The following is a 22,705-nucleotide window of genomic DNA, read 5'->3' as shown; positions in this document are numbered from 1 at the left end:
CTCAGGGTCTTGTTCACACAACTCTCACAAGGGTCTCGCCACCGTGACGGCTTGCCACGGACCGGTCGACTGCCCGCTGGCCGCCGCCCAGTACCAAGCTGAAGTGTCGGTGAAAGCAGTGCCTTCGGCATCGACGATGCGCTCGCAAACGCGGAACTTTTGCACGCCGTGCATTTGCGCAACAAAACAGCGCCACAAACGCTCCTGCGCATCGCGTTCCAGCCGCGCCTGCTCGATGCGATAGCCGAGCGCGCGATAGCAATCGGCGGCCGGATGAAGCATCCGCGTCGGGGTGTTCACCGCGCGCATCACGATCATTTGCGTGCCATCGGTCATGCGGCCGATGGCGCCCGGAAAGCGGTCGGCAAAGCGCTGCTCGACATCGCCCAGCGCCATCGGCCGCAGCGGAACGCCGTCCCATTCGCGCGGCCACTCATGCGATGCCGCGGCCGCCACGTGTTCTTGCGGCACACGCAGCGCCGCGGCTGTCGACCACAGCAGGCACAGCAGCATCGCGAGCGCAAAGCCCGTCTTGTGGCCGATGCGGTTGATGAAGTGATTAGCGAAAAAGCTTTCAAAGAACCGTGTCGACATGGCGGCCTCCCTGCGTGGTGATCATTCCGGGAATCGGCTGGTCGGCAAGTCCGGCAGAAGTGCGTTCCGGCACCATCAGGCGGGCGATGCCGCCGCACACGGCCGCCAGCACCACCAGGCCGAGCATGTTGTGCGCCCACGGCGCCAGCGGCTGCCCCGCGCCTTCGAAGGCAATCAGCACGCTGTTGCGCACGATGTTGCCGCCCAGCACCAGCAGGCCGACCACCGGCAGCCGGCGCAAAAAGCCGCGGTCGCTCTGCCGTGCCCAGAGCGCCACCGCGCAGGCCGTGAAGTAGCCGAGCCACACCATCTGCACGCCGGAGCACGGTGCATCCACGATGACCAGCCGCCCGTCGACCACGAGGCTGCTGCCCTCGCGCGCCACGCTGAAGCCAGGGGCCAGCAGCCAGCGGCTCGCCTCGGCCGTGACCACGCGCAGCGGATAGCCGGCATAGAACTGCAGCGACGACAAAAGCGGCAAGGCCAGCACCGCCAGCCCCACGACCGGCAGCGCGGCCACGCGGCGCGGAAGAAAGGCCAGCAACCCGCACGCCAGCGCCAGCACCGCCATCAGGCTTGCCGCGAGCGGCGGCAAGGCGGGCAGGGCGCCGGCGCCGGTGCGCAGCAGCGTGGCCAGCAAGGTGCCGGTGGCCGCCAGGGCCAGCCAGCCCAGCCGCGGCGCGGCGCGCAGCTCGCGCCGGCGCTGCCATGCCAGCGCCGCCAAGGCGGCCAATGCCAGCAGGCCCAGCGGATCGTCGGAGCCGTCGCGCATGCGCCGGACCATCCAGGCCCAGGTCGGCGCGAGCGCTGCGAATTGCAGCGCCAGCCAGAAGGCGGCCGGTGCGCGGTCGATCTGAATGCCCCAATCCACGATGCGCGGATGGCGGTGGGCAAGTGCGGCCAATGACATTTCTTTTTTCCCTTTCTGCCGAGCTCAGGCCGTGAAGCGGCGCGGATCGTTGCGGCGCGCACGGCGGCGCAGCATGGCAAGCATCGACAGCACGACGGCAATCGCGCCCAGGGTTTCGGGTTCGGGCGTGCTCGGCACTTCGGCGCCGAGTGCGAGCTCGCTCACGCCTTGGGGCAGGGGCAGCGGCTGGTTCACGTCGACGCTGTTCTGCGGCGCAACGTTGCGAACTACCTTGTCGACCGCAATGAAGCTGGTGTACTGCGTCAGCAGGCTGTACTTCAGGCCCAGCTCGGTAATGCGCTCCTTGAAGGCGGCGCCGCCTTCGAGCGTTTCCTGGTCACTCAGGCTCTGGATGCGGTGGCGCGCCCACAGCGTGCGCAGCGCGGCCGTGTCCTGGCGCAGTTGCGGGTCGATGCGCAGTTCCTGGCGGTACGGGCCATTGGCGCCCTGGCCTTCGACGATCACGCGGCCACGGGCCTTGCCTTCGGCATCGGCGCGCCACTTGCCGAACACGATCACCGGGCGTTCGCCCAGCACGTCGGGCAGCGCTTGCGGCTCCACGTCGTACACGTCCAGGCCGCCGAAAGTGACCTTCACGTTGGTGAGCACCGGCGACTCCACCATGCGGCGGAAACGCGCGGCCTGCTCCGGCGCCTGGATCGGGTCGGTGATGATGAAGGGCTCGCCCATGCCGGCACGCGCAATGCCTTCCATCAGGCTGCGGTTCACCGACGAACCGATGCCGAACGCGAACACATTGGCCTTCGAAAGGTTCTTGCGTACCAGCTCGAAGGCCTCGCGCTCCACGGTCACGTAGCCGTCCGTCACCAGCACCACGGTGCGCGAAACGTTCTCTTCCTTGGGTTCGGCATACACACGCTTGAGCGCCGGAATCAGTTCGGTGCTTCCACTGCCGCTGTAGTTCTGGATGGTGGCCAGCGCCTGCTCGATGTTGGCGCGCGTGGCGGGCACCGACTTGGGCGAGAGCATCTTGTTGCTGCCCGAGAACAGCAGCACGTTGAAGGTATCGCTCGGGCGCAGCCCGCCGATCAGGCGCTCCAGCACCGTCTTGGCGGTGTCCAGCGGAAAGCCGTGCATCGAACCCGAAATGTCGACCACGAAGATGTAGTCGCGCGGGGAGATGGCGCTGGCGGCCACAGCCTTGGGCGGCTCGACCATCGCGAGGAAGAAGTTTTCTGCGCTTCCATCGGCGTTCTGCCCCTGGCCCTTGAAGAGCATCAGGCCCGATTCGATCTTTTCACCTGCAAGCCGATAGTCGAGCACGAAGTCGCGGTTGTCCGCGGGCCGGCCGTCGGCCGCGAGCGCGACTTCGGCGTGCCGGTCTTCATCGCTCTTCTTCACCTCGATGGTGTGCGACGACGAGCGCACTTCCTTCAGGCCCATCGGCGTGTCGATGCTGGCCTTGAGCGTGAAGCGGGTGCTGGGCGCCACGCCCGCACGCAGCGTGGGCTGCGCCACCCATTGGGCCTGCGCGTTCTCCGACTGCGGGCTGTTGTAGCGCGGGCCCACCACGGTGGGAAACACGAAGGCGTAGTTGCCCGACTGCGGCACCAGCAGCTCGGTGTAGCGCAGTTCCACCTTCACGTCGTCGCCGGGCAGGATGTTGGCAACGTTCATCTGAAACACGTTGGGCAGGTGCTGCTCGAGCAGCGCGGCGGTCTTGCCTTCCTTCTTGGCGGTGTCGTATTCGATCTGCGCCTGCTGCTTCTCGCGGATCTGCGCAGTGATGAGCCGATCGGCCAGGCGCACGTTCAGGCCGCTCACCGCGGCCTTGGTCGAGCCCGGAAAAACATACTTGGCTTCGATCGCGCGCTGGCCTTCGTTGCGGTAGGTCTGCGTCACGGTCACGTCGGCAATGACGCCCGAGATCTTTACCGATACCTCGGTGCCTTTGAGCGGCAGGCGGTCGACCGAGGGGTCGTCGCTCTTCACGAAGAAATACGGGCTTTCGGTCTTCAGCCGCGGGCCGGGTGCTTCCTGCGCATGCACCGGGTGCACGCTGAGCGCGACGAAGCCAGCGGCGGCCAGGCTCACGGTGGCGAGCCAGAGCCAGCGGCCGGGGCGGGTGGAGATTTGGGCGTCCATGGCGGTGTGGAGTGGTGTCCGTGCGAACTTGCACAGCCGCAACTTTCGACGCCGCGCGAGAAGGAAATTGGAAGGCTGCTTGAAGTGCGGCAGCCGGTTGCCGCCTTGTGTGAAGCCTGTGTGAAGTCAGCCGGCGGGCGTGCTTCACACAGCCTTCGGGTTGCACCGCGAGCATCGCCGCTTCGTTATCGAAGAGGAGAAAAAAACATGTTCCAGTTGTTCAAGGCCTTGCAGAGTTCCATGCTGGTCAAGGTGGCCGGCCTGCTCTTGCTCACGCTCCTGCTGTGCATTCCGCTCGCCGAAATAAATTCGATCAACCGAGAGCGCGGCCGCAGCCAGCGCGAAGCGGCCGAGGAGCTTGCCGCCACCTACGCAAGCGCGCAGACCATGGTCGGCCCAGTGCTGCTGGTGCCTTATGTAGAGCGATGGGTGGAACCGCTGCGCGATGCGCAAGGCAAGGTGATCGGCCAGGAGGCGCGCAGCAAGGAAATGGCCCACGCGGTGTTTCCCGACAAGCTGCACATCGAAGGTTCGATGACGCCGCAAGAGCGCTATCGCGGGATTTTCAAGATTCCGTTCTACACCCTCAACGCCACGCTCGGTGGAGGTTTTGCGGCCTTCGATCCCAAATCGGTGGCGCACAGCGAAGCCGATTCCCGCATCGAGTTCAAGGCACCTTTCGTCGTCTTCTATGTGAGCGACCTGCGCGGGCTCGACGGTTCGCCTTCCATCGCGATGAGCGGCGAGGGCCTGCGCTTCAGGCAGCGCGTTCCCGGCCTGGCGGACAACAGCTGGCTGGCCGATGGAGTCCACGCGCCGCTCACCGGCGCTGCGCTCGCCGCCTGGGAATCGAAGGCACCGCTGCCCTTCGAGATGAAGCTCAGCCTCGTCGGGCAAGACACGCTCTCGATGGTGCCGATTGCCGAAGAGACCACCGCCCACCTGAGCTCGCCATGGGCTCATCCGAGCTTCGGCGGCCGCTTTCTCGCGGCGAAGCGCGACGTGACCCCGCAAGGCTTCGATGCGCACTGGCGCGTGTCGTCGCTGGTGACCTCGGCGCGCGAGCAGGTGCGCGCCGGACTGTCTGACCGAGACGATCGCAGCGCCGCTGCCGTCGTCGCCACGGCCGCCGCAGCAACAGCCGCCCACGCGCCGCGCAACCTCGGCCCGCTGCAAACCTTCGACGTGTCGCTCGCACAACCCATCAACGTGTACTCGATGAGCACGCGCGCCGGCAAGTACGGTGCGCTCTTCATCGGCCTGGTGATCATGGCCGCCTTCATGTTCGAGCTGTTCCGCAGGCAGCGCATGCACCCGGTGCAATACGGGCTTGTGGGCCTTTCGATTGCGCTGTTCTTCCTGCTGCTGCTGGCGCTTTCCGAGAAGCTGGCGTTCTGGCTGGCCTATGCCAGCGCGGCCGGCGCCAGCGTGCTGCTGCTCGGCATTTATTTCAGCGCGGTTTTGCAAAGCTGGAAACGCGGCGCGGGCTTCGGAGCCTATGTCGCGGTACTCTATGGCGCGCTCTACGGCCTGCTGGCATCGGAAAGCAATGCCCTGCTGCTCGGCGCCCTGCTGACATTCGGCATGCTGACGGTGCTGATGCTCGCCACGCGCAAGGTCGACTGGTATGCGTTGTCCGCCGGGAACCCCCGACCGCCCGAGCCAGTCGTACCTGAAGTGGCTCCGTCCGTGTAACTGACGCTACCGACTGTTTTTCCTTTAACTACTGAATTTCCATGGACGATTCCTCTCCTTCCACCGAACCGGCGCGCTCCGAACGCTCGATGCGGCTGCGGCGCATCGCGCGGTGGAGCGCCATCGTGGGCGGTTCGGCCGCGCTGGTTCTGGTGGTGGCCGCCGGCGTGGCGGTGGCCGTCATCTCGCCCCGGCTGCCCGACATCTCGGAGCTTGCCGACTACCGCCCCAAGCTGCCTTTGCGCGTGTATTCGGTCGAAGGCACGCTCATCGGCGAATTCGGCGAGGAGCGCCGCACGCTCACGCCCTTTGCCAACGTTCCGAAGGTAATGAAAGACGCCGTGCTGGCGGTAGAAGACGCGCGCTTCTACGACCACGGCGGTGTCGACTACAAGGGCTTTGCGCGTGCGGCCGTGGCCAGCCTGAAGGGTGGCCGCAAGCAGGGCGCCTCGACCATCACCATGCAGGTGGCGCGCAATGTGTACCTCAGCTCCGAGCGCACGCTGAGCCGCAAGACCTACGAGATCTTGCTGGCCCTGCGGCTCGAGCAGCAGCTCACCAAGGACCAGATTCTCGAGATCTACCTGAACCAGATCTACCTGGGCAATCGCGCCTATGGCTTTGCGGCGGCCTCCGAGGCGTATTTCGGCAAACCGCTGCAGAACATCACCACGGCCGAAGCCGCCATGCTGGCCGGCCTGCCGAAGGCGCCCGGCGCCAACAACCCGGTGGCCAACCCGCGGCGCGCCCGCGCGAGGCAGCTCTATGTGATCGACCGCATGCAGGAGACCGGCTTCATCACCGCCGAGCAGGCGGCCGAAGCCAAGAAGGAAGAACTGCACCTGCGCGATGCCGCCGATCCGAACCGGCTGCATGCCGAGTACGTGGCCGAGACGGTGCGCCAGATGATGTACGCGCAATACGGCGACAGCATCTACACCAGCGGCATGAAGGTCTACACGTCGCTGGTTGCGGCCGACCAGGCGGCGGCCTACAAGTCGCTGCGCAAGGGCATCATGGACTACGAGCGCCGCCAGCCCTACCGCGGGCCCGAGCGCTTCATCGACCTGCCGGACGACGCCAAGGAAGCCGACGAGGCAGTGGACGACGCGCTGGCCGAGCACCCCGACAACGGCGACGTGATGGCGGCAGTGGTGCTGGAGGCCGGCCCCAAGGAAATCAAGGCCGTGCGCGCCAACGGCGAAACCGTGCAGATCACAGGCGAAGGCCTGCGGCCCGCGCAATCGGGCCTTGCGGCCAAGGCGCCACCCAACATCAAGATCCGCCGCGGCGCGGTGATCCGCGTGGCGAAGACGCCCAAGAACACCTGGGAGATCACCCAGCTGCCCGAGGTCGAAGGTGCGTTCATTGCCATGGACCCGCGCACCGGTGCCATCAAGTCGCTGGTGGGCGGCTTCGACTTCGGCAAGAACAAGTTCAATCACGTCACACAGGCCTGGCGCCAGCCGGGTTCGAGCTTCAAGCCGTTCATCTACTCGGCCGCGCTCGAGAAGGGCTTTACGCCGGCCACCATCGTGAACGATGCGCCGCTGTACTTCGAGCCGAGCACCCCCGGCGGCCAGCCCTGGGAACCGAAGAACTTCGACGGCGGGTTCGAAGGCCCGATGCCGCTGCGCACCGCGCTCATGAAGTCGAAGAACCTCGTGACGATCCGCCTGCTGCAGTCCATCGGTGCGCCGTATGCGCAAGACTGGATCACCAAGTTCGGCTTCGACAAGGACAAGCACCCGGCCTACCTGCCGATGGCGCTCGGTGCGGGTTCGGTCACGCCGATGCAGATGGCCACCGCCTATTCGGTGTTTGCCAACGGCGGCTACCGCGTCAATCCGTATCTGGTCACGCGCGTGACCGATCTGCGCGACAAGGTGCTGCTCGAAACCGAACCGCCGGTGCTCGACGAATCGCGCCGCGCCATCCCCGAGCGCAATGCCTTCATCATGGATTCCCTGCTGCAAAGCGTGGTGAAGGGCGGCACCGCCGCACGCGCCTACCAGGCGCTCAAGCGCGACGACTTGTTCGGCAAGACCGGCACCACCAACGATTCGTTCGACACCTGGTTTGCGGGCTTCCAGCCCACCACCGTGGGCATTGCATGGATCGGCTACGACACGCCGCGCCAGCTGGGTGTGCGCGGCGAAACCGGCGGCAGCCTGAGCCTGCCGATCTGGATCGGCTACATGCAGACGGCGCTGAAGGGCGTGCCGGTAAGCAAGATCGCCGAGCCCGCGGGCGTCGTCAACATCGACGGCGAGTGGTACTTCGACGACTTCGCGCCGGGCCGTGGCGTGGCGAGCCTGGGCGTCGAAAACACCGAAGCACCGGCGCCGCCGGCCGAAGAACTCTCGGGCGTGCCGCTGGGCCCACCGCCGCCGCCCGAAGAACGCAACCGCATCCTCGAATTCTTCCGGTAAGCACAAGCGCGGGACGGGCGGGCAAAGGAGAGGGCGGTTCCGGGTCTCTACACTCGGTGCTGCCTTCCGCTCCAACTTCCCACGCTCTCATGGAAATTCTTACCCTGGTGACGTTGTTCGTCATCGGCGCCTACATCCTCAGGTCCCGCGAACAGCGACAGCGCATCGCGCTGCTCGGAAGCCATCTGGGCAGATACCAGATCGAAAGGCTCATGGAAACCCTCACCGAGGGTTACCTGCGCTGCCTGGGCGAAGACGACGCCGACCGGCGCCAGCAGATCTGGAGCCTGCTCGATTCCACCGAGGAAAAACTCTCGGGCCAGTTCGACAGCTTTGCCGCTGCGTTCGCACGGGTCGACGCGGCGGATGCACGCGTGAGCAAGCTGCCGTTGGCCATTCCCTTCGCGCACAAGCTCTTCCCGGCCGCCACCTTCGACCTGCGCGAAGCGCTCGTGATCCATGCGCGCGGCATTTCTGAGGTGATGCGCAACGAAGCGGGCCGCACGCCGAAGGCGAAAGCCTTCACCATGTCGGCCGAGCTGTTCCTGATGCAGCACACCTGCCACTGGTTCTGCAAGTCGAAAACCGTCGCGTCCGCACGCATGCTGGCGCGGCACAAGACCTCGTACGAGCAACTGCTGGAAGCAGTGAGCCCGGCCACGCGCCGTGCCTACGGCACGCTCATCGGCCGGTGAACCTTGCCAAAGCCTTCAGTGATGCGAAGAGTGGTGCGATGAAGGCAAAAGCGGCAAGGTGAGCGTGGCCACCGCGCCGCCACGCGCCGCATTGCCGAGCTCGATGCGCCCGCGGTGCAGTGCGGCAATCTCTTTCACGAAGGCCAGGCCAAGTCCAGTGCTTTTTTTCTGGTTGTGCGGCCGCGCCAGCGAATAGAACTTCTGGAAGACTTTTTCCTGCGCGTAGTCTGGAATGCCCGGGCCGCGGTCGCGCACGGTCACGCGCGCGAGCTTCGAGGTGGTCTCCAGCGTGAGCAGCACCTCGCTGCCCTGCGGTGAAAAATCGATGGCGTTGTCCAGCAGGTTGCTGACGGCGCGGCGCAGCAGGAACGGATCGCCTTCGGTACTGGCATCGGTGCGAATGTTCACGCGCACGCCGATGTTTCGCTTGGCCGCGGCAGGCTGTGCGCTGAGGGCAACGTCCTCGATCAGCGAAGCCAGCGCCACCGGCTCGGTGCGGTCGAGGCCGCGCCGCGTTTCGAGCGCGGTGAGCTCCATCATGCGGTCGACGATTTCCTGGATGCGCTGCGTTTCGCGTTCGATGTTCTTCAGGAAGCGCTCGCGCTCCGCATGCGGCATCGACGGCTCCTGCAGCAGCTCGGCCGCGCCGCGAATCGCCGAAAGCGGGCTCTTCACTTCATGCGTGAAGGTCTGCACGTAGTCGGCCACATAGTTGCGGCCCGTGAGCGCATCGCGCATTTCGCTGAAGCCGGTGCGCACCGCATCGACCGCGCGCCGCGCCATGCGCGAAACGCTCAATTTTTTCTGTGCGCGTACCCAGGTCCAATAGTCCGATATCAAGCCGAACGGCCGCACCAGCCAGACCGAGACGATGATCGCCAGCAGCAACAGCGCCAGGCCCGAACCCACACCCACCCACAGCGTGCGGGCGCGCGCGTCTTCCACAAACTGGCCGAAGCTCTGCACCGGCTTGCCGACGCTGACCATGCCGACGATCTCGTTGTTCCAGCGGATCGGCGCGCCAACGTACATCACCGACGTGCGCGGGTCGCCATCGACGTCGCGCGAGGTGCGCGCGCCGTACAGCCCGGCGAGCGTGCGGTTCACGTCGCTCCACTGCGAGTAGTCGGCGCCCAGATGCCTGCCGAGCGAATCGAACATCACACGGCCGCTGCGGTCGGTCACGTACACGCGCAGCTCGACGCGGTTCTTGTGCAGGTTGTAGATCTGGGCCGAAAACTCGCGTGCGTACACGGAGCGGAACAGCGGCTCGAGCCGCGCGGTGTTGATGGCGCCCGCGATCACTTCCTGCTCGACCAGGCTGGCGATGAGTTGCGAGGTTTCGACCAGCGACTCTTCGGCCGATTCGCGGTAGCGCGGATCGATGTCCGACACCACGCGGTAAAGCAGGAACGCGATGCCCGCCGTGTAGATCAGCAGGATGCCGATAAAAATTCGTGTGCGCCTGCTCACGACGCGCTGAGAGGCAATTCTTCGTTCAGCGCATAGCCGGTACCGCGCAGCGTGCGGATCGGCTCGACGTCGGGTGCCACGGCCTTGAGCTTGGCGCGCAGGGTTTTCACGTGCGCATCGACGGTGCGGTCGAAGCTGTCGCTCGCGTCGTCCCAGACCAGTTGCAGCAGCTCGTCGCGCGTGAAAACGCGGCCCGGCCGCTGCACCAGCAGCCGGAGCAGCCCGTATTCGTAGCGCGAGAGCTCGAGCAGCCGTCCGTAGTAGCGGATCTGCATGCGCTCGTTGTCCAGCGCAAACGGCATTGCGGGGGGTTGAGAGCTCGCTGGAGCCGCCGCACCCGAATTTTGAGGGGGTACCCCGTTGTTCGTCCCCACGGGACCTCCAGGGGCCGCTCGTGCGCTGCGCCGCAGGATGGTGCGCACCCGCGCCACCAGTTCGCGTGGAGAAAAGGGCTTGGCGATGTAGTCGTCGGCACCGAGCTCCAGCCCCACCACGCGGTCGATTTCGTCGCTTCTCGCGGTGAGAAACAGCATCGGTACCTCGGCGCCGCCTTGCGACTGGTTCAGCGCGCGCAGGCGCTTGAAGAGCTCGAATCCATTGAGGTCGGGCAGGCCGACGTCCAGTATGGCCAGTGCCGGCGGCTCCTGTGCGAACTGCGCGATGGCTTCCTCGGCCGTTGCGCACCAGACCGGCGTGAAGCCATCGCTCTTCAGGACGTATTGCAGCGTGTCGGCAATGCCCGATTCGTCTTCGGCGATCAGGATCCGGGGTTTGAAACTCATCCCCGGATGTTAGCGAGGGGGCGCCGTCCGGCGAGGCTGGTTTTGCTGCGTGGCGCCGAGGACACGGCGCGGCCTTTCGAGGTCTTTTTTTCCGGCGCGGCGTTGGCTCTGTATCTTCTTCTTATCTCTCTTATTCAAATTAGTAGTAGTAGATAAGGGTCGCACCTGTCTGTGGACATGCCGCTTTTTTCCTTGTGTGACAGTCACTTGTCATACCTCTGTCACTGTGCGCAGCCGCGCTTCCGTGCTGTCGCGCCAAAAGGAACAACATTGCCGGGCGCGTCCGCCCTGTGGATAACCGCCTGCTTGTGCCAGAACTCTCCCCAGAGTTGTCCTTTGACAGGGTTCCGGAATTCTGCGAAAGACGGTTTCCAGCGCAAGAAATTCATTGCCGCTTATTTAGGCAGACTGTAGATTTGCCTTGTAAATCAAACACTTAGCTTTCTCCTACAAAGAAGTGCGAGTGTTATCCACAGAGTTGCCCAAGCTTTGTGGGGAGAACCGCAGCGGAACCTTCGCGCGCGGCGCCGAACGAACTTTGTCCTTCAACCAGCGGAATTTCCAACGTGACACCTACCGAAACCAAGGCCATCGTGACCCTCAGCCTCCTGGCTGCCTTTGTCGACGGCGAAAAGCACGAGCGCGAACGCGCGGAAATCAAGCGCATTGCCGAAGGCCTTTCGCAGGCGGATGGCGTGAACCTGCCCACGCTCTACCAGGACGTGCTGATGAAGCGGGTGTCGCTGGCCTCTGTGGCCGGCGAGCTGCAAAGCACCGAATCGAAGCAGCTGGCCTATGAAATGGCCGTGTGCGTGTGCGATGCGGACGGCACGCAATCGGAAGCGGAGCGCATGTTCCTGGCCGATGTGCGCACCTCGCTCGGGCTCGATGCATCGGCCGCGCAGTTCTCGCGCCAGGCAGAAGAAATTGCCGCGGTTCCGGTGGCCGCGACCGGTGCCGCAGCGGCAGCGGCGCCTGTGCCCACGGCCGGAGCCGTCGCTGCGCAATTGCCCGACAGCGCCGAGCTCGACAAATCGATTCTCAACGCGGCCATCCTCAACGGTGCGCTCGAGCTGCTGCCGGAAACGCTCTCGACCATGGCGATCATTCCGCTGCAGATGAAACTGGTCTACCGCATCGGCAAGGCTCATGGCTATGAGCTCGACAGCGGCCACATCAAGGATTTTCTGGCGACGGTCGGCGTGGGCCTGACGTCGCAGTACCTGGAGCAGGCCGGGCGCAAGCTGCTCGGCGGCCTGCTCGGCAAGATGGGCGGCGGCATGTTGCGCGGCCTTGGCAACCAGGCGGTGAGCTCGGGCATGAGCTTCGCTTCGACCTATGCGCTGGGGCACGTGGCCAAGCGCTACTACGCCGGCGGCCGCACGCTTTCCACGCAGATGCTGAAGGACGCCTTCGCCGGCGTGATGCAGGAAGGCAAGGGCCTGCAGACCCAATACCTGCCAGCTATCCAGGAAAAAGCCCGCACGCTCGATGCCGGCAAGGTGCTGTCGCTCGTAAGAGGAGCCTGAGTATTTTCCAGGAACACCGTGGAACCGGCTTTGCCGGGCCACTGGTGTTGCCCCCGGCGAGGGGGGTGGCGCAGCGACACGAAGTGCGCGAAGCCTGGGGGAGAGCCTATTTCGCGAGGTCGTCCAGGATGGGGCAGTCGGGGCGCGCGTCGCCATGGCAGCAATGCACCAGGTGCGCGAGCGTGCTGCGCATCGACTGCATGTCGGCAATGCGCTGCTCCAGTTCGTCCAGGTGCTTTTGCGCCACGCGCTTCACGCTCGAGCTGGTACGCCGTCGGTTGTGCCACAGCCCGACGAGCTCGGCAATTTCTTCCATCGAAAAACCAAGATCGCGCGAACGCTTGATGAAACGCAGCGTGTGGATGTCGGCATCGCCGTACTGCCGATAGCCGCTTTCGGTGCGCGGCACCGCGGGCAGGAGGCCCAGGCCTTCGTAGTGCCGCACCATGCGCGCGGAAACGCCCGAAAGCCTTGCGGCCTCGCCAATGGAAACGGTTCCGAAGCTGTTGCTCATTGCACCTTGTACCCGGCATTCTCGATCGCGGCGACGATGTCCTGCCGCGGCTGCGTGCTCAGCACGTCGACGTGGCCCGTTTCAAGATCCACCGTTACCTGCGCCTTGGGGTCGATGGTTTGCACCGCGTTCTGCACCGCGCTCACGCAATGGCCGCAGCTCATGCCCGATACCTGGAATTTCTGGCTCATCTTTCTTGCTCCTGTTTGGAAGTTGAATCAAGGAAGTCGCCAGTTTGAACCCTCTCACGATGTCAATGTCCAGTGCAGGGGCACTGTGCTTTAGTCTTGACCTTGCCATGATGTGAGACTTTACCTTCGGTGCATGGACAATCAGCAGCACTACCCCTTGAACCCCATGAGCACCCTGGATCTTTCTGTTGGCGGCATGACCTGCGCATCGTGCGTGATGCGCGTGGAGCGCGCGCTCAAGAGCGTGCCCGGCGTGCAGGACGTGAGCGTGAACCTGGCCACCGAATCGGCCCGCGTGGTGGCGGCCGATGGCGAAGACATGGATGCGCGCCTGCGCCGCGCCGTGCGTGCCGCGGGCTACGAGCCGCGTGCGGCCGGCAATGCGGCCGACGAAGCCGCGGCGGTATCGCCCTGGCACGGCTTCGGGCCCGTGGGCATCGGCCTCCTGCTCTCGGCTCCGTTGCTGGCGCCCATGCTGGGGGAACCCTTCGGGCAGGACCGGATGCTTCCGCCGTGGGTGCAACTGCTGCTGGCGGCGCCGGTGCAGTTCTGGCTTGGCGCGCGGTTCTACCGTGCAGGCTGGCATGCCGCAAAGGCCCGCACCGGCAACATGGACCTGCTGGTGGCGCTCGGCACCAGCGCGGCCTTCGGGCTGTCGCTCTGGCTCTGGTGGCGCGCGGCCACGGGCGACCATGCGGGGCATGGCTCCGCTGTGCCGCACCTCTACTTCGAGGCATCGGCCGTGGTGATCACGCTGGTGCTGCTCGGAAAATGGCTGGAGACGCGCGCCAAGCGGCAGGCCACATCCGCCATTCGCGCGTTGCAGCAACTGCGGCCCGAAATTGCGCACCTTGTCGGCCAGCGCGGTGAAACCGATGTACCGCTGGCCGAGGTGATGGTGGGCGACCGGCTTGCAGTGCGGCCAGGCGAACGCGTGCCGGCCGATGCGCGCGTGGTCGAAGGGCGCTCCGAAGTCGATGAATCGATGCTCACCGGCGAGCCGCTGCCGGTGGCCAAAGGCCCGGGCGATGCGCTGACGGGTGGCGCCGTCAACGGCGACGGCCGCATGGTCGTCGAAGTGAGCGCGGTGGGTGCCGAAAGCGTGCTGGCGCGCATCATCCGCCTGGTCGAAGACGCGCAGGCCGCGAAGGCGCCGATCCAGCGGCTGGTGGACCAGGTCGCGGCGGTGTTCGTGCCCGTGGTGCTGTTGATTGCGCTCGCCACGCTGGTGGGCTGGCTGCTCGCGGGCGCCGGCATCGAGATTGCAATGATCCACGCGGTGGCGGTGCTGGTCATCGCGTGTCCTTGTGCGCTGGGCCTCGCGACGCCTGTCGCGGTAATGGCCGGAACCGGTGTCGCAGCGCGTCGCGGCATTCTCATCAAGGATGCGCGTGCGCTGGAGCTCGCGCACAAAGTCGACACCGTGGCGTTCGACAAGACCGGCACGCTGACCCTTGGCCGGCCGGTGCTGACCGCGCTGATTCCCGCGGGAGACCTTGGCGACGAAGCCGGACTGCTGGCAACGGCGGCCAGCTTGCAAGGCGGCAGCGAACATCCGCTTGCGCGTGCCGTATCGGCGGCTGCGGCGCAGCGCGGCTTGCAGGTGCCGGCCCTGGGCGCCATGCAGGCAATGCCGGGCCGCGGCGTGCGCGGTGAAGTGAATGGCGAGAGCTGGGCCATTGCAAGCCTGCGCTGGTGCGCCGAACTAGGCGTTGTTCCCGATGCGGCGCAAGTCGAACGCCTGCATGCGCAGGGTGCCACCGTGTCGGCGCTGCTGCGCTTCGATGCGGCGGGCGCTGCGCAGGTACAGGCGCTGCTGGCCTTTGCCGACGAGCCGAAGCCAGAGGCTGCGCAAGCGGTTCGCACCTTGCGCGCGCGGGGCCTGCGCGTGGTGATGATCTCGGGCGACAACCAGCGTGCGGCGCAAGCCATGGCCGCACGGCTGGGCATTGCCGCCGCGGATGTGCGTGCCGACGTGCTGCCGGCCGACAAGGCGGCACAGGTCAGTGCACTGCGCAACGACGGCCACGTGGTCGCGATGGTCGGCGACGGCGCCAACGACGCACCCGCATTGGCCGCGGCCGATGTGGGCATTGCAATGGCGCCTTCGGGCGGCGGTACCGACGTGGCCATGGAGGCCGCGGGCATCACGCTGATGCGCGGCGACCTGGCGCTGGTGGCCCAGGCGCTCGACCTTTCGGCGCGCACGGTGGCAAAGATCAGGCAGAACCTCTTCTGGGCCTTTGCCTACAACGTGGCCGGCATTCCGCTCGCGGCCTTCGGACTGCTGAGCCCCGTGGTGGCGGGTGCGGCCATGGCGCTGTCGAGCGTCAGCGTGATGGCCAACGCGCTGCTGCTGCGGCGCTGGAAGCCTTGAGGCTCCGACGCTTGCTGCTGGTGCTTCAGTCGATCAGCAGCGCGAGCAGCTGGTCGTCGATGTAGTCGGCTTCGTTGGCACGCTTGTAGAACTTGCGCAGAGTGCCTTCGTATTCGAAGCCCAGCTTCTTGTAGAAGCGCAGCCCCGGCGTGTTGTCGCTTTCTACATAAAGCTCGATGCGCTTCACGCCGTCGGCCTTCAGGTGCTCGATGGCATCGCTCACCATCGCGTGGGCGATGCCTTTGCCGTGCAGCGCCGGATCGACCGCGAGCGTACCGAAGCAGGCCACGTGCCGCACGCGACCGGGATAGCGGCTCGCCCGGTAGAAGCCCGCCACGCGTCCGTCGTGTTCATAGATGTAGAAGCTGCGGCTGTCGACCAGCTCTTTGTAGATGCCACGAAATTCATCAAGCGGCATCGGGTCGTAGCCGAGGAAAGGCACGACACGCTCGTGCATGTAGATGGTGAAGACCGCCTCGAGATCGTGAGGTGTTGCGAGCCTGCGCATGGTGACGGGGTTGCCTGCGGATGCGGATGAGGTCGCCAGCATACCGAGTCCGCGCCCGGGCCCGAGTTCCGCGTTGAAACGGCTGGCGCTTCAGCGATGCGCGCGGCGGGAAGCAATCAGTACGGCGTTGGTGCCGCCGAACGCGAATGAGTTGGAAAGTACATGGCGCAGGTTTCCGGCGTCGCGCGCATCGCCTCGCACCAGGTCGAGATCGAAGGCCGCATCGGGCACGCGCAGGTTGGCAGTGGGTGGAAGCATGCCGCGCGACAAGGCGCGCAATGCCGCCACGAGTTCGATTGCACCTCCGCCGCCGAGCACATGGCCATGGATGGCCTTGGTGGCGCTCACCGGCGTGGCGTTGCCGAACACTTCGCGGATGGAAGCGGCTTCCGCGGCGTCGCCTGCCCGGGTGGCGGTGCCGTGCGCATTGATGTGGCCGACCTGCGAAGCGTCGATTCCCGCGTCGTGCAATGCCGCCCGCATGGCGCGCACCTGGCCAGCGACGTTGGGGTTGGTGATGTGCGTGGCGTCGCAGTTGGTTGCATAGCCGGTCAGCGTGAGCGCCGTGCGGTCGGCAATGCCGCGTGCCAATGCGTGCGCTTCTGACTCGAGCACCAGCGCGGCGGCTCCCTCGCCCAGCGCAAAGCCCGCGCGGTCGCCCGAAAACGGCCTGCAGGCACTTTCGGGCGCACCGGGCGGCAAGGGGGCGGTCACGCGCATCGCATGCCAGCTGGCCATCACGCCCGGCGTGAGCATCGCGTCGTGTCCGCCCGCAATGGCCACGTCGATCCAGCCGCCGCGGATGGCGCGCATCGCTTCACCGATGGCCACCGCCGAAGAGGCGCAGGCGCAGGCGTATGCAATGGCGGCGCCTTGCGCGCCGAACTGCAATGCGAGCTCTGCCACTGCCGCATTGGGCATGACGGTGAGCACCGTCGTCGGCCGCATGCGACGCTGCTCGGCGTAGAGCGCCTGCGTGGTGTCGTCGAAGGTGCCTGCGCCGGCCAGGCCGCTGCCCCAAAAGATGCCGAGGCGCGTGGGGTCGACGCTGCCGGTGTCCAGGCCGGCCTCTGCAGCGGCGTCGTGCGCGGCCGCGAGCGCCATTGCAGTGCCGCGGTCGAGCGGCAGGCGCGAGTTGCTTCGCATCTCTTCCGCGTTGAACTCGCAGGCGGCCGCGGCAAGCTCGATGGGGTCGAGGCCTTCGATGCAAAGCGTTTGCGCGCGCACCGCCGAGCGTGCATTGAAGAGCGCATCGTCGAAGGTGTCGGCGGTGCGCCCGAGCGGCGTGACAAAGCCCAGACCCGTCACGAACACCGGCGCACCGGCCGGTTGCATCGAACGGGGCCTTTCGTTGCTCACGCGTGCACGGCCGCCGACGACTCGGCGTCGCACCTGATCTGCTCTTCGATCGCCTCGCACAGGCTCTGGAGCGTGATGCCCGCTTCGCGCGGATCGAGCCGGTCTTCGGGAAGGCGCAGATGGAAAGCGTCTTCCACCGCGAAGACGAATTCCATCAGCCCGAGCGAGTCGAGGCCGAGCTCGGACAAGGCCGTGGCGGGCGCGATGGCCGCTCGCTCGACTTCGAACTTGCCCACCAGGATGGCCGTGATGTTGTTGAAGATCAGTGAAGACAGGGAAGAGGACATGAAACGTTTCTTTCAGGCGAAAAAGCTGCTGCGGGTGAACGAGGCGGCGGAAGCAACCGACATGCCTGGGATGCCCGACGTGCTCGGCATGCCATGTGCCACGGCATCGGCAAAGGCCACTGTTTCGCGCGCCACCTGGTGGCGGTCGTTGTCGATCGTGATCATGTGATAGCTGTCGGGCAGCACCACGCTGCGAAATGCCTTGCAGCGCAGGCCTCGCGCAAGGATGTCGAGGTTGGCCACGCTGGCCACTTCGTCCTGCCGTGCATGCAGCGCGAGCACGCTGGCGCACTGCACGCGGCGAAGGTTGCGCCTCACATGGCGGATCAGCCGGTCATGCTCGCGCAGGTGACCGACGCCGATCAGCGCGCTGCCGGCACTCGATACCTTGCGCTGGCGCAGTTCGCGCTCGATCCAGGCGCGCACGCGTTCGTTCTTCACACCGTAGGGTGGGCGCTCCCGGTACTGCCAGAGCCGGCCGAGCGGGGTGTACAGCGCGAGCGGCAGCAGCATGTGCGTGCGCGGAATGGCCCAGCCGTCGAAGCGCAGCGTGGTCGACATCAGCACCAGCGCGTCGACATCGCTGCCGCAGCGGATGGCAGCGCCGAGCGCAAGCGACGAACCGGCCGAAATGCCGACCAGCAGCACACGGTCATGCTGCGCGCGCAGCATTCTGACCTGCGCTTCGATGGCGTCGAGCCAGCGCTCGTACGGTGCGGCGTGCTGCACCGGCGCGGCGGCATCGAACGAGTAGCCGTCGACGCGCATCGGATGCACCGGATACCCGCTGCCGCGCAGGGCCGATTGCACGGTCAGGAGCTCGTCAGGTGTGCTGCATAAACCATGCAGCAGCACGATGGCCGTGCGGCGCGCTGCGGGTTGCTGTCGTATGCTCATGCCGCGTTTATCGCCGCTGGGCACTGACGGGCCGCTGACCCTCCTTCGCGCAAGAATAGGCTTCTCAACCCACTACACACACCATGCGAATCCTGCTTGTCGAAGACGATGCCGTACTGCGCGACGTGATGCTGCGCAGCCTTGCGGATGCCGGCCATCGGGTCGACGTGTCTGCCAATGTCGAGGACGCCGACCACCTCTGGCGCGTGCAGCCCTTCGATGCGGTGCTGCTCGACCTGAACCTGCCGGCCACCGCAAGCCCCACGAGCGGCCTGGCCAGCGGCCTGACCGCCCTGCGCCAGGCACGCGCGCGAGGCGACCGCACGCCGGTGCTGGTGCTCACGGCGCGCGGCCGCACCGAAGAACGCATAGCGGGCCTCGACGCCGGCGCCGACGACTACCTGGGCAAGCCCTTCGATCTTGCCGAGGTCGAGGCACGCCTGCGCGCGCTCGTGCGCCGCGCCAAGGGCACCGAGGACATCGTGCTGCTCGGGCACCTCAAGCTCGACCGCAAGGCGCGCCGATTTTCAACCGCGAACGGGCCGCTCGACCTGCCGGCGCGCGAGTTCGAAGTGCTGTGGGAGCTGATGAGCCCGCCGGGCCGCACGGTGAGCAAGCGGGCGCTGTCCGACAAGCTGTCGAGCTTCGACGAATCGCTGGGCGACAACGCACTGGAGGCCTTCATCTCGCGGCTGCGCAAGAAGCTGGTCGGCTCGGGCGCGGGCATTCGCACGCTGCGCGGCATCGGCTACCTGCTCGAAGCCGAAGTGTGAGCCGCACCGCACCCGCCGTGCCGCGCCGGCAGAAGGCCGCGCCTTCGCTCACGCGCCGCGTGCTGCGCAACGTGCTGGTGCCGTTGGCGCTCACCTGGATGCTGGGCGCGGTGATTGCGCTGGTCATTGCCAACTACTTTGCCGAGCAGGCCTTCGACCGCAGCATGCTCGACGACGCCTATGCGCTCTCGGCCAACGTGCAGGCGGGCGAGCGCGGCATCGAGCTGCTGCTGTCGCCGCGGGAAGTGGCCACGGTGCTGTTCGACCAGGTGGACCAGGTGTATTTCGCGGTGCAGCGGCTCGACGGCACATTGATCTCGGGGCAGGCCGGCCTGAACGCGCCGCTGCCGGCGGAGGGCGCACGCTTTCGCTTCTCGGACGTGAACCATGACGGCAAGGTCTTGCGCGCCGTGGTGCTCGATCACGACGCCGATCCCGGCCTGCTCATGCCCTACCGCGTGATCATTGCGCAGACCACGCTCAGCCGCGCGGCGCTGGTGCGGCAGCTGCTCGGTTTTGCGCTCACGCCGCAGGCGCTGCTGCTGGTGCTGCTTGCCGTGTGGCTCTGGCGTGGCATCCGGCGCGATTTGCGCCCGCTCGGCGAACTCCAGCAGGCGCTCGACCGCCGCGACGTGTACGACCTTTCACCGGTGGCGGTGGTCGAAACCTCGCGCGAAGTGCAGCGGCTGGGCAATGCGGTCAACGCGCTGTTCGAGCGGTTGAACCACAGCGTGCGAGCGCAGCGCGAGTTCGTGGGCAACGTGGCGCACGAGTTGCGCACGCCGCTCGCCGGCATTCGCGCGCTGGCCGAATACGGCCTTGCGCAGCACGATTCCAAAGTGTGGCGCGAGCAGCTTGCGCGCGTGGCCGAAAGGCAGGCCCGCGCAAGCCATCTCATCGACCAGCTGCTGGCGCTGGCCCTGGCCGACGAAGCACGCACCGGCCTTGCGCGAGAACCGGTGCGGCTCGACGTGCTCGCAGAACAAACCGTGCTGCGGCACCTGGCCCGCGCCGACACGCGCGGTGTCGACCTGGGGGCGCGAGGCCTCGACGAACGGGTGACGGTGCTGGCGAACGAAGCCCTGGTCGAGGGCATTCTCGACAACCTGATCGACAACGCGCTGCGCTACGGCGGGCACACCATCACCGTCGAGCTGGCAGGCCGCACCCTGAGCGTGATCGACGACGGCCCGGGCATTCCGCTCGAGGCGCAGCGCGACCTGATGCAGCGCTGGGCGCAAGGCCCGGCGGGCCAGAAGCTGGGGCAGGGCTCGGGGCTGGGCCTGTCGATTGTGGCGCGCTACGCGGAGCTGCTCGGCGCCGAGCTGCGGCTCGATGCGGCCGAGCCCTCGGGGTTGCGGGTGAGCGTGACCTTCGCGGAGATTCATCACCGTCCTCTGCAGGACGACTACGAGGGCACTGCGCCAGGCGGTGTGCCCGGTTCGGCCTCGTAGAGTTCCAGCGGCAGGCCGTCGGGGTCCGCAAAGAACGTGAAGCGACGACCCGTGTATTCATCGATGCGCAGCGGCTCCACTGCAACGCCTTGCGCGGCCAGTGCTTCGGCCGCGGCCTGCACGTCGGGCACTTCGAAAGCCAGGTGTCGCAGGCCTTGCGCTTCGGGCCGGGTGAGGCGCGGCGGTGCGTTCGGAAAAGAGAACAGCTCGATCTGCGAACCGTCGGGCAGCGCGAGATCGAGCTTGTACGAACTGCGCGCCGCGCGGTAGTTTTCGGCCACCACGCGCAGGCCCAGCACTTCGGTATAGAAGCGCTTGGACACCTCGTAATCGCCGCAGATGACGGCGACGTGATGCAGTCTTCCGAGTTGCATGGCGCTCAAGCCTCGAGCTCCACTTCGCCTTCGATCTCGACCGGGATATTGAACGGCAGCTCCGCCATGCCCACGGCGCTGCGCGCATGGGCACCGACGTCGGGCCCGAAGAGTTCAAGCACGAGGTCCGAGAAGCCGTTGATGATGGCCGGCTGTTTGTCGAAGCCCGGTGCCGAGGCCACCATGCCGAACACGCGCGTCCATGCGGTGATGCGGTCCAGGTCGCCGAGCGTGCGCTGCAGGCTGCCCAGCATCGCCAGCGCCGTCAGCCGTGCCGATGCGTAGCCTTGTTCGACAGTGAGTTCGCGGCCCAGCTTGCCGAGCGGCGCGGCAATGGTGCCGTCGGCGTTGAGCGGGCCGTGGCCGGAGATGAGCGCGCGGCTTCCGACGATGCGCACGAAGCTGAAAGGCAGCACCACGCCGGGCGGCGGCGAGACCGGCGGCGGCAGCACGAGGCCGAGGGTTGCGAGTCGCTGTTCGATGCGGGCCATGGCGTTTGTCTCCTGCGGCAGATCAATGTGCCGCCGCATCTTGCCATGGCCTCGCGCCGCGTTGCGAACTCAGGCCAGCGCGGGATAGTCCGTGTAGCCCTTGGCGCCGCCGCCGTACATCGTGGCCTTGTCCACTTCATTGAGCGGTGCGTTTTCGCGCAGGCGGCGCACCAGGTCGGGGTTGGCGATGAAGGGCTTGCCGAAGGCCACGAGGTCGTCGCCCTCCTTGACGGCTTCATCGGCCAGCGGCTTGTCGTAGCCGTTGTTGACCATCCATGCGCCCTTGCCGCCGGCCTGGCGGTAGGCAGCCTTGAGTGCCTCGTAGTCGAACGGGCGGTCTTCGATTTCGCGCGGGCCGCCGGTGGCGCCTTCGATGATGTGGATGTACGCCAGGCCGAGCGGCGCGAGCTGCTTCACCACGTAGGTGAAGAGCGGCTGCGGATCGGAATCGTGCACGTCGTTGGCGGGCGTGACGGGCGACAGGCGAATGCCGGTCTTGCCGCCGCCGACGGCATCGACCACGGCGCGCGTGGCTTCGAGCAGCAGGCGGGCGCGGTTCTCGATGCTGCCGCCGTAGTCGTCGGTGCGCTTGTTGCTGCCGTCCTTCAGGAACTGGTCGAGCAGGTAGCCGTTGGCGCCATGCAGTTCCACGCCGTCGAAGCCGGCGGTTTCCACCGCGTTGCGCGCGGCGGCGGCGTAGGCGTGGACGATGCCGGGCAACTCTTCGGCGTCGAGCGCGCGAGGCTCGGAGGTTTCGACGAAGGTCGGCACGCCATCCTTGATGAGCACGGTCTTCGTCTTGGCGGTGATGGCCGAGGGCGCGACGGGCTTGCCGCCGTCAGGTTGGAGTTCGGTGTGCGAGACGCGGCCCACATGCCAGAGCTGGACCACGATCTTGCCGCCCTTGGCGTGCACCGCGTCGGTCACGCGCTTCCATCCGTCGAGCTGTTCGGTGCCGTAGAGGCCCGGCACGTCGGCATAGCCCTGGCCCTGGTGGCTGATGGCGGTGGCTTCGGTGATGAGCAAGCCGGCCGAGGCGCGCTGCGCGTAGTAGGTGGCGGCCATCTCGGTCGGGATGGCATTCGGCGAGCGGTTGCGCGTGAGCGGTGCCATCACGATGCGGTTGGCGAGTTGCAGGTCGCCGGCTTGTACGGGGTCGAAAAGAGAAGGCATTGCGTGAACCGGAGATTGCCGGAAAGAGTGGGACAGAGGCCGCGAGGCTAAGCCCGCGCGGCCAACCCTGCTGCGGCACGGTTGCCCGTTT

Annotated in this window: 21 protein-coding genes; 7 read left to right on the top strand and 14 right to left on the bottom strand. The window is 66.5% G+C overall.

Annotation, left to right across the window (positions count from 1 at the left end; all coding sequences use genetic code 11):
- Positions 1-24 precede the first annotated feature (24 nt).
- The 3 genes from V9L21_RS24840 to V9L21_RS24830 are packed head-to-tail and all read right to left on the bottom strand — an operon-like array spanning position 25 to position 3,610.
- Positions 25-594: a hypothetical protein gene (locus V9L21_RS24840; protein ID WP_337315453.1), complete on the bottom strand. Its 570-nt coding sequence runs from the start codon at positions 592-594 to the stop codon at positions 25-27.
- Positions 575-1,504 (bottom strand): exosortase Q, encoded by a 930-nt coding sequence (gene xrtQ, locus V9L21_RS24835; RefSeq protein WP_337315452.1) that lies wholly within the window; start codon positions 1,502-1,504, stop codon positions 575-577. Before xrtQ ends, V9L21_RS24840 begins: the two co-directional genes overlap by 20 nt.
- 24 nt (positions 1,505-1,528) lie before the next feature.
- The gene (locus V9L21_RS24830; RefSeq protein WP_337315451.1) at positions 1,529-3,610 is read right to left on the bottom strand and encodes a VIT and vWA domain-containing protein; all 2,082 of its coding nucleotides are present in this window, start codon (positions 3,608-3,610) and stop codon (positions 1,529-1,531) included.
- Between the two features lie 207 nt (positions 3,611-3,817).
- On the opposite strand from V9L21_RS24830, the gene creD reads away from it, so the two are divergent.
- The 3 genes from creD (at position 3,818) to V9L21_RS24815 (ending at position 8,432) form a co-directional block, all read left to right on the top strand.
- The gene (gene creD / locus V9L21_RS24825) at positions 3,818-5,305 is read left to right on the top strand and encodes a cell envelope integrity protein CreD (RefSeq protein WP_337315450.1); all 1,488 of its coding nucleotides are present in this window, start codon (positions 3,818-3,820) and stop codon (positions 5,303-5,305) included.
- A gap of 41 nt (positions 5,306-5,346) precedes the next feature.
- Entirely contained in the window at positions 5,347-7,737 is a 2,391-nt protein-coding gene (locus V9L21_RS24820; protein WP_337315449.1) for a penicillin-binding protein 1A, read from the top strand.
- Between the two features lie 89 nt (positions 7,738-7,826).
- Positions 7,827-8,432 carry a hypothetical protein gene (locus V9L21_RS24815; RefSeq protein ID WP_337315448.1) on the top strand — a complete coding sequence of 202 codons (606 nt, stop codon included), beginning with the start codon at positions 7,827-7,829 and terminating at the stop codon, positions 8,430-8,432.
- 15 nt (positions 8,433-8,447) lie between these two features.
- On the opposite strand, the gene creC is transcribed toward V9L21_RS24815, so the two are convergent.
- A complete protein-coding gene (gene creC / locus V9L21_RS24810; protein ID WP_337315447.1) occupies positions 8,448-9,905 on the bottom strand; it encodes a two-component system sensor histidine kinase CreC in 1,458 nt (485 codons plus the stop codon).
- Positions 9,902-10,687: a two-component system response regulator CreB gene (gene creB / locus V9L21_RS24805; RefSeq protein ID WP_337315446.1), complete on the bottom strand. Its 786-nt coding sequence runs from the start codon at positions 10,685-10,687 to the stop codon at positions 9,902-9,904. The genes creC and creB overlap by 4 nt, the downstream gene beginning before the upstream one ends.
- 566 nt (positions 10,688-11,253) lie before the next feature.
- Here creB and V9L21_RS24800 point away from each other — a divergent pair.
- On the top strand, positions 11,254-12,216 hold the full coding sequence (locus V9L21_RS24800) for a YcjF family protein (protein WP_337315444.1): 963 nt from the start codon (positions 11,254-11,256) through the stop codon (positions 12,214-12,216).
- Between the two features lie 106 nt (positions 12,217-12,322).
- Here V9L21_RS24800 and cueR read toward each other — a convergent pair whose 3' ends face one another.
- Both cueR and V9L21_RS24790 read right to left on the bottom strand, forming a co-directional pair.
- Complete coding sequence (gene cueR, locus V9L21_RS24795; protein WP_126746570.1) at positions 12,323-12,730, bottom strand: Cu(I)-responsive transcriptional regulator; 408 nt, start codon at positions 12,728-12,730, stop codon at positions 12,323-12,325.
- Positions 12,727-12,921, bottom strand: a complete 195-nt coding sequence (locus V9L21_RS24790) for a heavy-metal-associated domain-containing protein (protein ID WP_126746571.1) — start codon at positions 12,919-12,921, stop codon at positions 12,727-12,729. Before V9L21_RS24790 ends, cueR begins: the two co-directional genes overlap by 4 nt.
- A 133-nt stretch (positions 12,922-13,054) precedes the next feature.
- On the opposite strand from V9L21_RS24790, the gene V9L21_RS24785 reads away from it, so the two are divergent.
- Positions 13,055-15,298, top strand: coding sequence for a heavy metal translocating P-type ATPase (locus tag V9L21_RS24785; RefSeq protein WP_337315443.1), 2,244 nt, complete (start codon positions 13,055-13,057; stop codon positions 15,296-15,298).
- A gap of 25 nt (positions 15,299-15,323) precedes the next feature.
- Here the strand turns inward: V9L21_RS24785 and V9L21_RS24780 are convergent, their stop codons facing one another.
- Genes V9L21_RS24780 through V9L21_RS24765 form a run of 4 tightly spaced genes read right to left on the bottom strand, consistent with a single transcriptional unit; the run spans position 15,324 to position 18,349 of the window.
- The gene (locus tag V9L21_RS24780; protein WP_337315442.1) at positions 15,324-15,848 is read right to left on the bottom strand and encodes a GNAT family N-acetyltransferase; all 525 of its coding nucleotides are present in this window, start codon (positions 15,846-15,848) and stop codon (positions 15,324-15,326) included.
- A gap of 48 nt (positions 15,849-15,896) precedes the next feature.
- Positions 15,897-17,141: a beta-ketoacyl-[acyl-carrier-protein] synthase family protein gene (locus tag V9L21_RS24775; RefSeq protein ID WP_337315441.1), complete on the bottom strand. Its 1,245-nt coding sequence runs from the start codon at positions 17,139-17,141 to the stop codon at positions 15,897-15,899.
- 20 nt (positions 17,142-17,161) lie between these two features.
- Positions 17,162-17,452 carry an acyl carrier protein gene (locus V9L21_RS24770; protein WP_337315440.1) on the bottom strand — a complete coding sequence of 97 codons (291 nt, stop codon included), beginning with the start codon at positions 17,450-17,452 and terminating at the stop codon, positions 17,162-17,164.
- A gap of 12 nt (positions 17,453-17,464) precedes the next feature.
- The gene (locus V9L21_RS24765) at positions 17,465-18,349 is read right to left on the bottom strand and encodes an alpha/beta hydrolase (RefSeq protein WP_337315439.1); all 885 of its coding nucleotides are present in this window, start codon (positions 18,347-18,349) and stop codon (positions 17,465-17,467) included.
- Positions 18,350-18,432: 83 nt separating this feature from the next.
- On the opposite strand from V9L21_RS24765, the gene V9L21_RS24760 reads away from it, so the two are divergent.
- Both V9L21_RS24760 and V9L21_RS24755 read left to right on the top strand, forming a co-directional pair.
- The gene (locus tag V9L21_RS24760) at positions 18,433-19,122 is read left to right on the top strand and encodes a response regulator transcription factor (protein ID WP_157611156.1); all 690 of its coding nucleotides are present in this window, start codon (positions 18,433-18,435) and stop codon (positions 19,120-19,122) included.
- Entirely contained in the window at positions 19,119-20,576 is a 1,458-nt protein-coding gene (locus V9L21_RS24755) for a sensor histidine kinase (protein WP_337315438.1), read from the top strand. Before V9L21_RS24760 ends, V9L21_RS24755 begins: the two co-directional genes overlap by 4 nt.
- Here the strand turns inward: V9L21_RS24755 and gloA2 are convergent.
- The 3 genes from gloA2 to V9L21_RS24740 form a co-directional block, all read right to left on the bottom strand.
- Positions 20,531-20,950 (bottom strand): SMU1112c/YaeR family gloxylase I-like metalloprotein, encoded by a 420-nt coding sequence (gene gloA2, locus V9L21_RS24750; RefSeq protein ID WP_337315437.1) that lies wholly within the window; start codon positions 20,948-20,950, stop codon positions 20,531-20,533. The two genes, V9L21_RS24755 and gloA2, sit on opposite strands and share 46 nt — an antisense overlap.
- 5 nt (positions 20,951-20,955) lie before the next feature.
- A complete protein-coding gene (locus V9L21_RS24745) occupies positions 20,956-21,441 on the bottom strand; it encodes a RidA family protein (protein WP_337315436.1) in 486 nt (161 codons plus the stop codon).
- Between the two features lie 69 nt (positions 21,442-21,510).
- Positions 21,511-22,614, bottom strand: a complete 1,104-nt coding sequence (locus V9L21_RS24740) for an alkene reductase (RefSeq protein ID WP_337315435.1) — start codon at positions 22,612-22,614, stop codon at positions 21,511-21,513.
- Positions 22,615-22,705: the final 91 nt, after the last annotated feature.

It is taken from the genome of Variovorax sp. CCNWLW235, assembly GCF_037204085.1.
GTDB lineage: Bacteria > Pseudomonadota > Gammaproteobacteria > Burkholderiales > Burkholderiaceae_C > Variovorax.
Note: the sequence above shows the minus strand (reverse complement) of the source record. Positions and strands in the feature narration are given on the sequence as shown.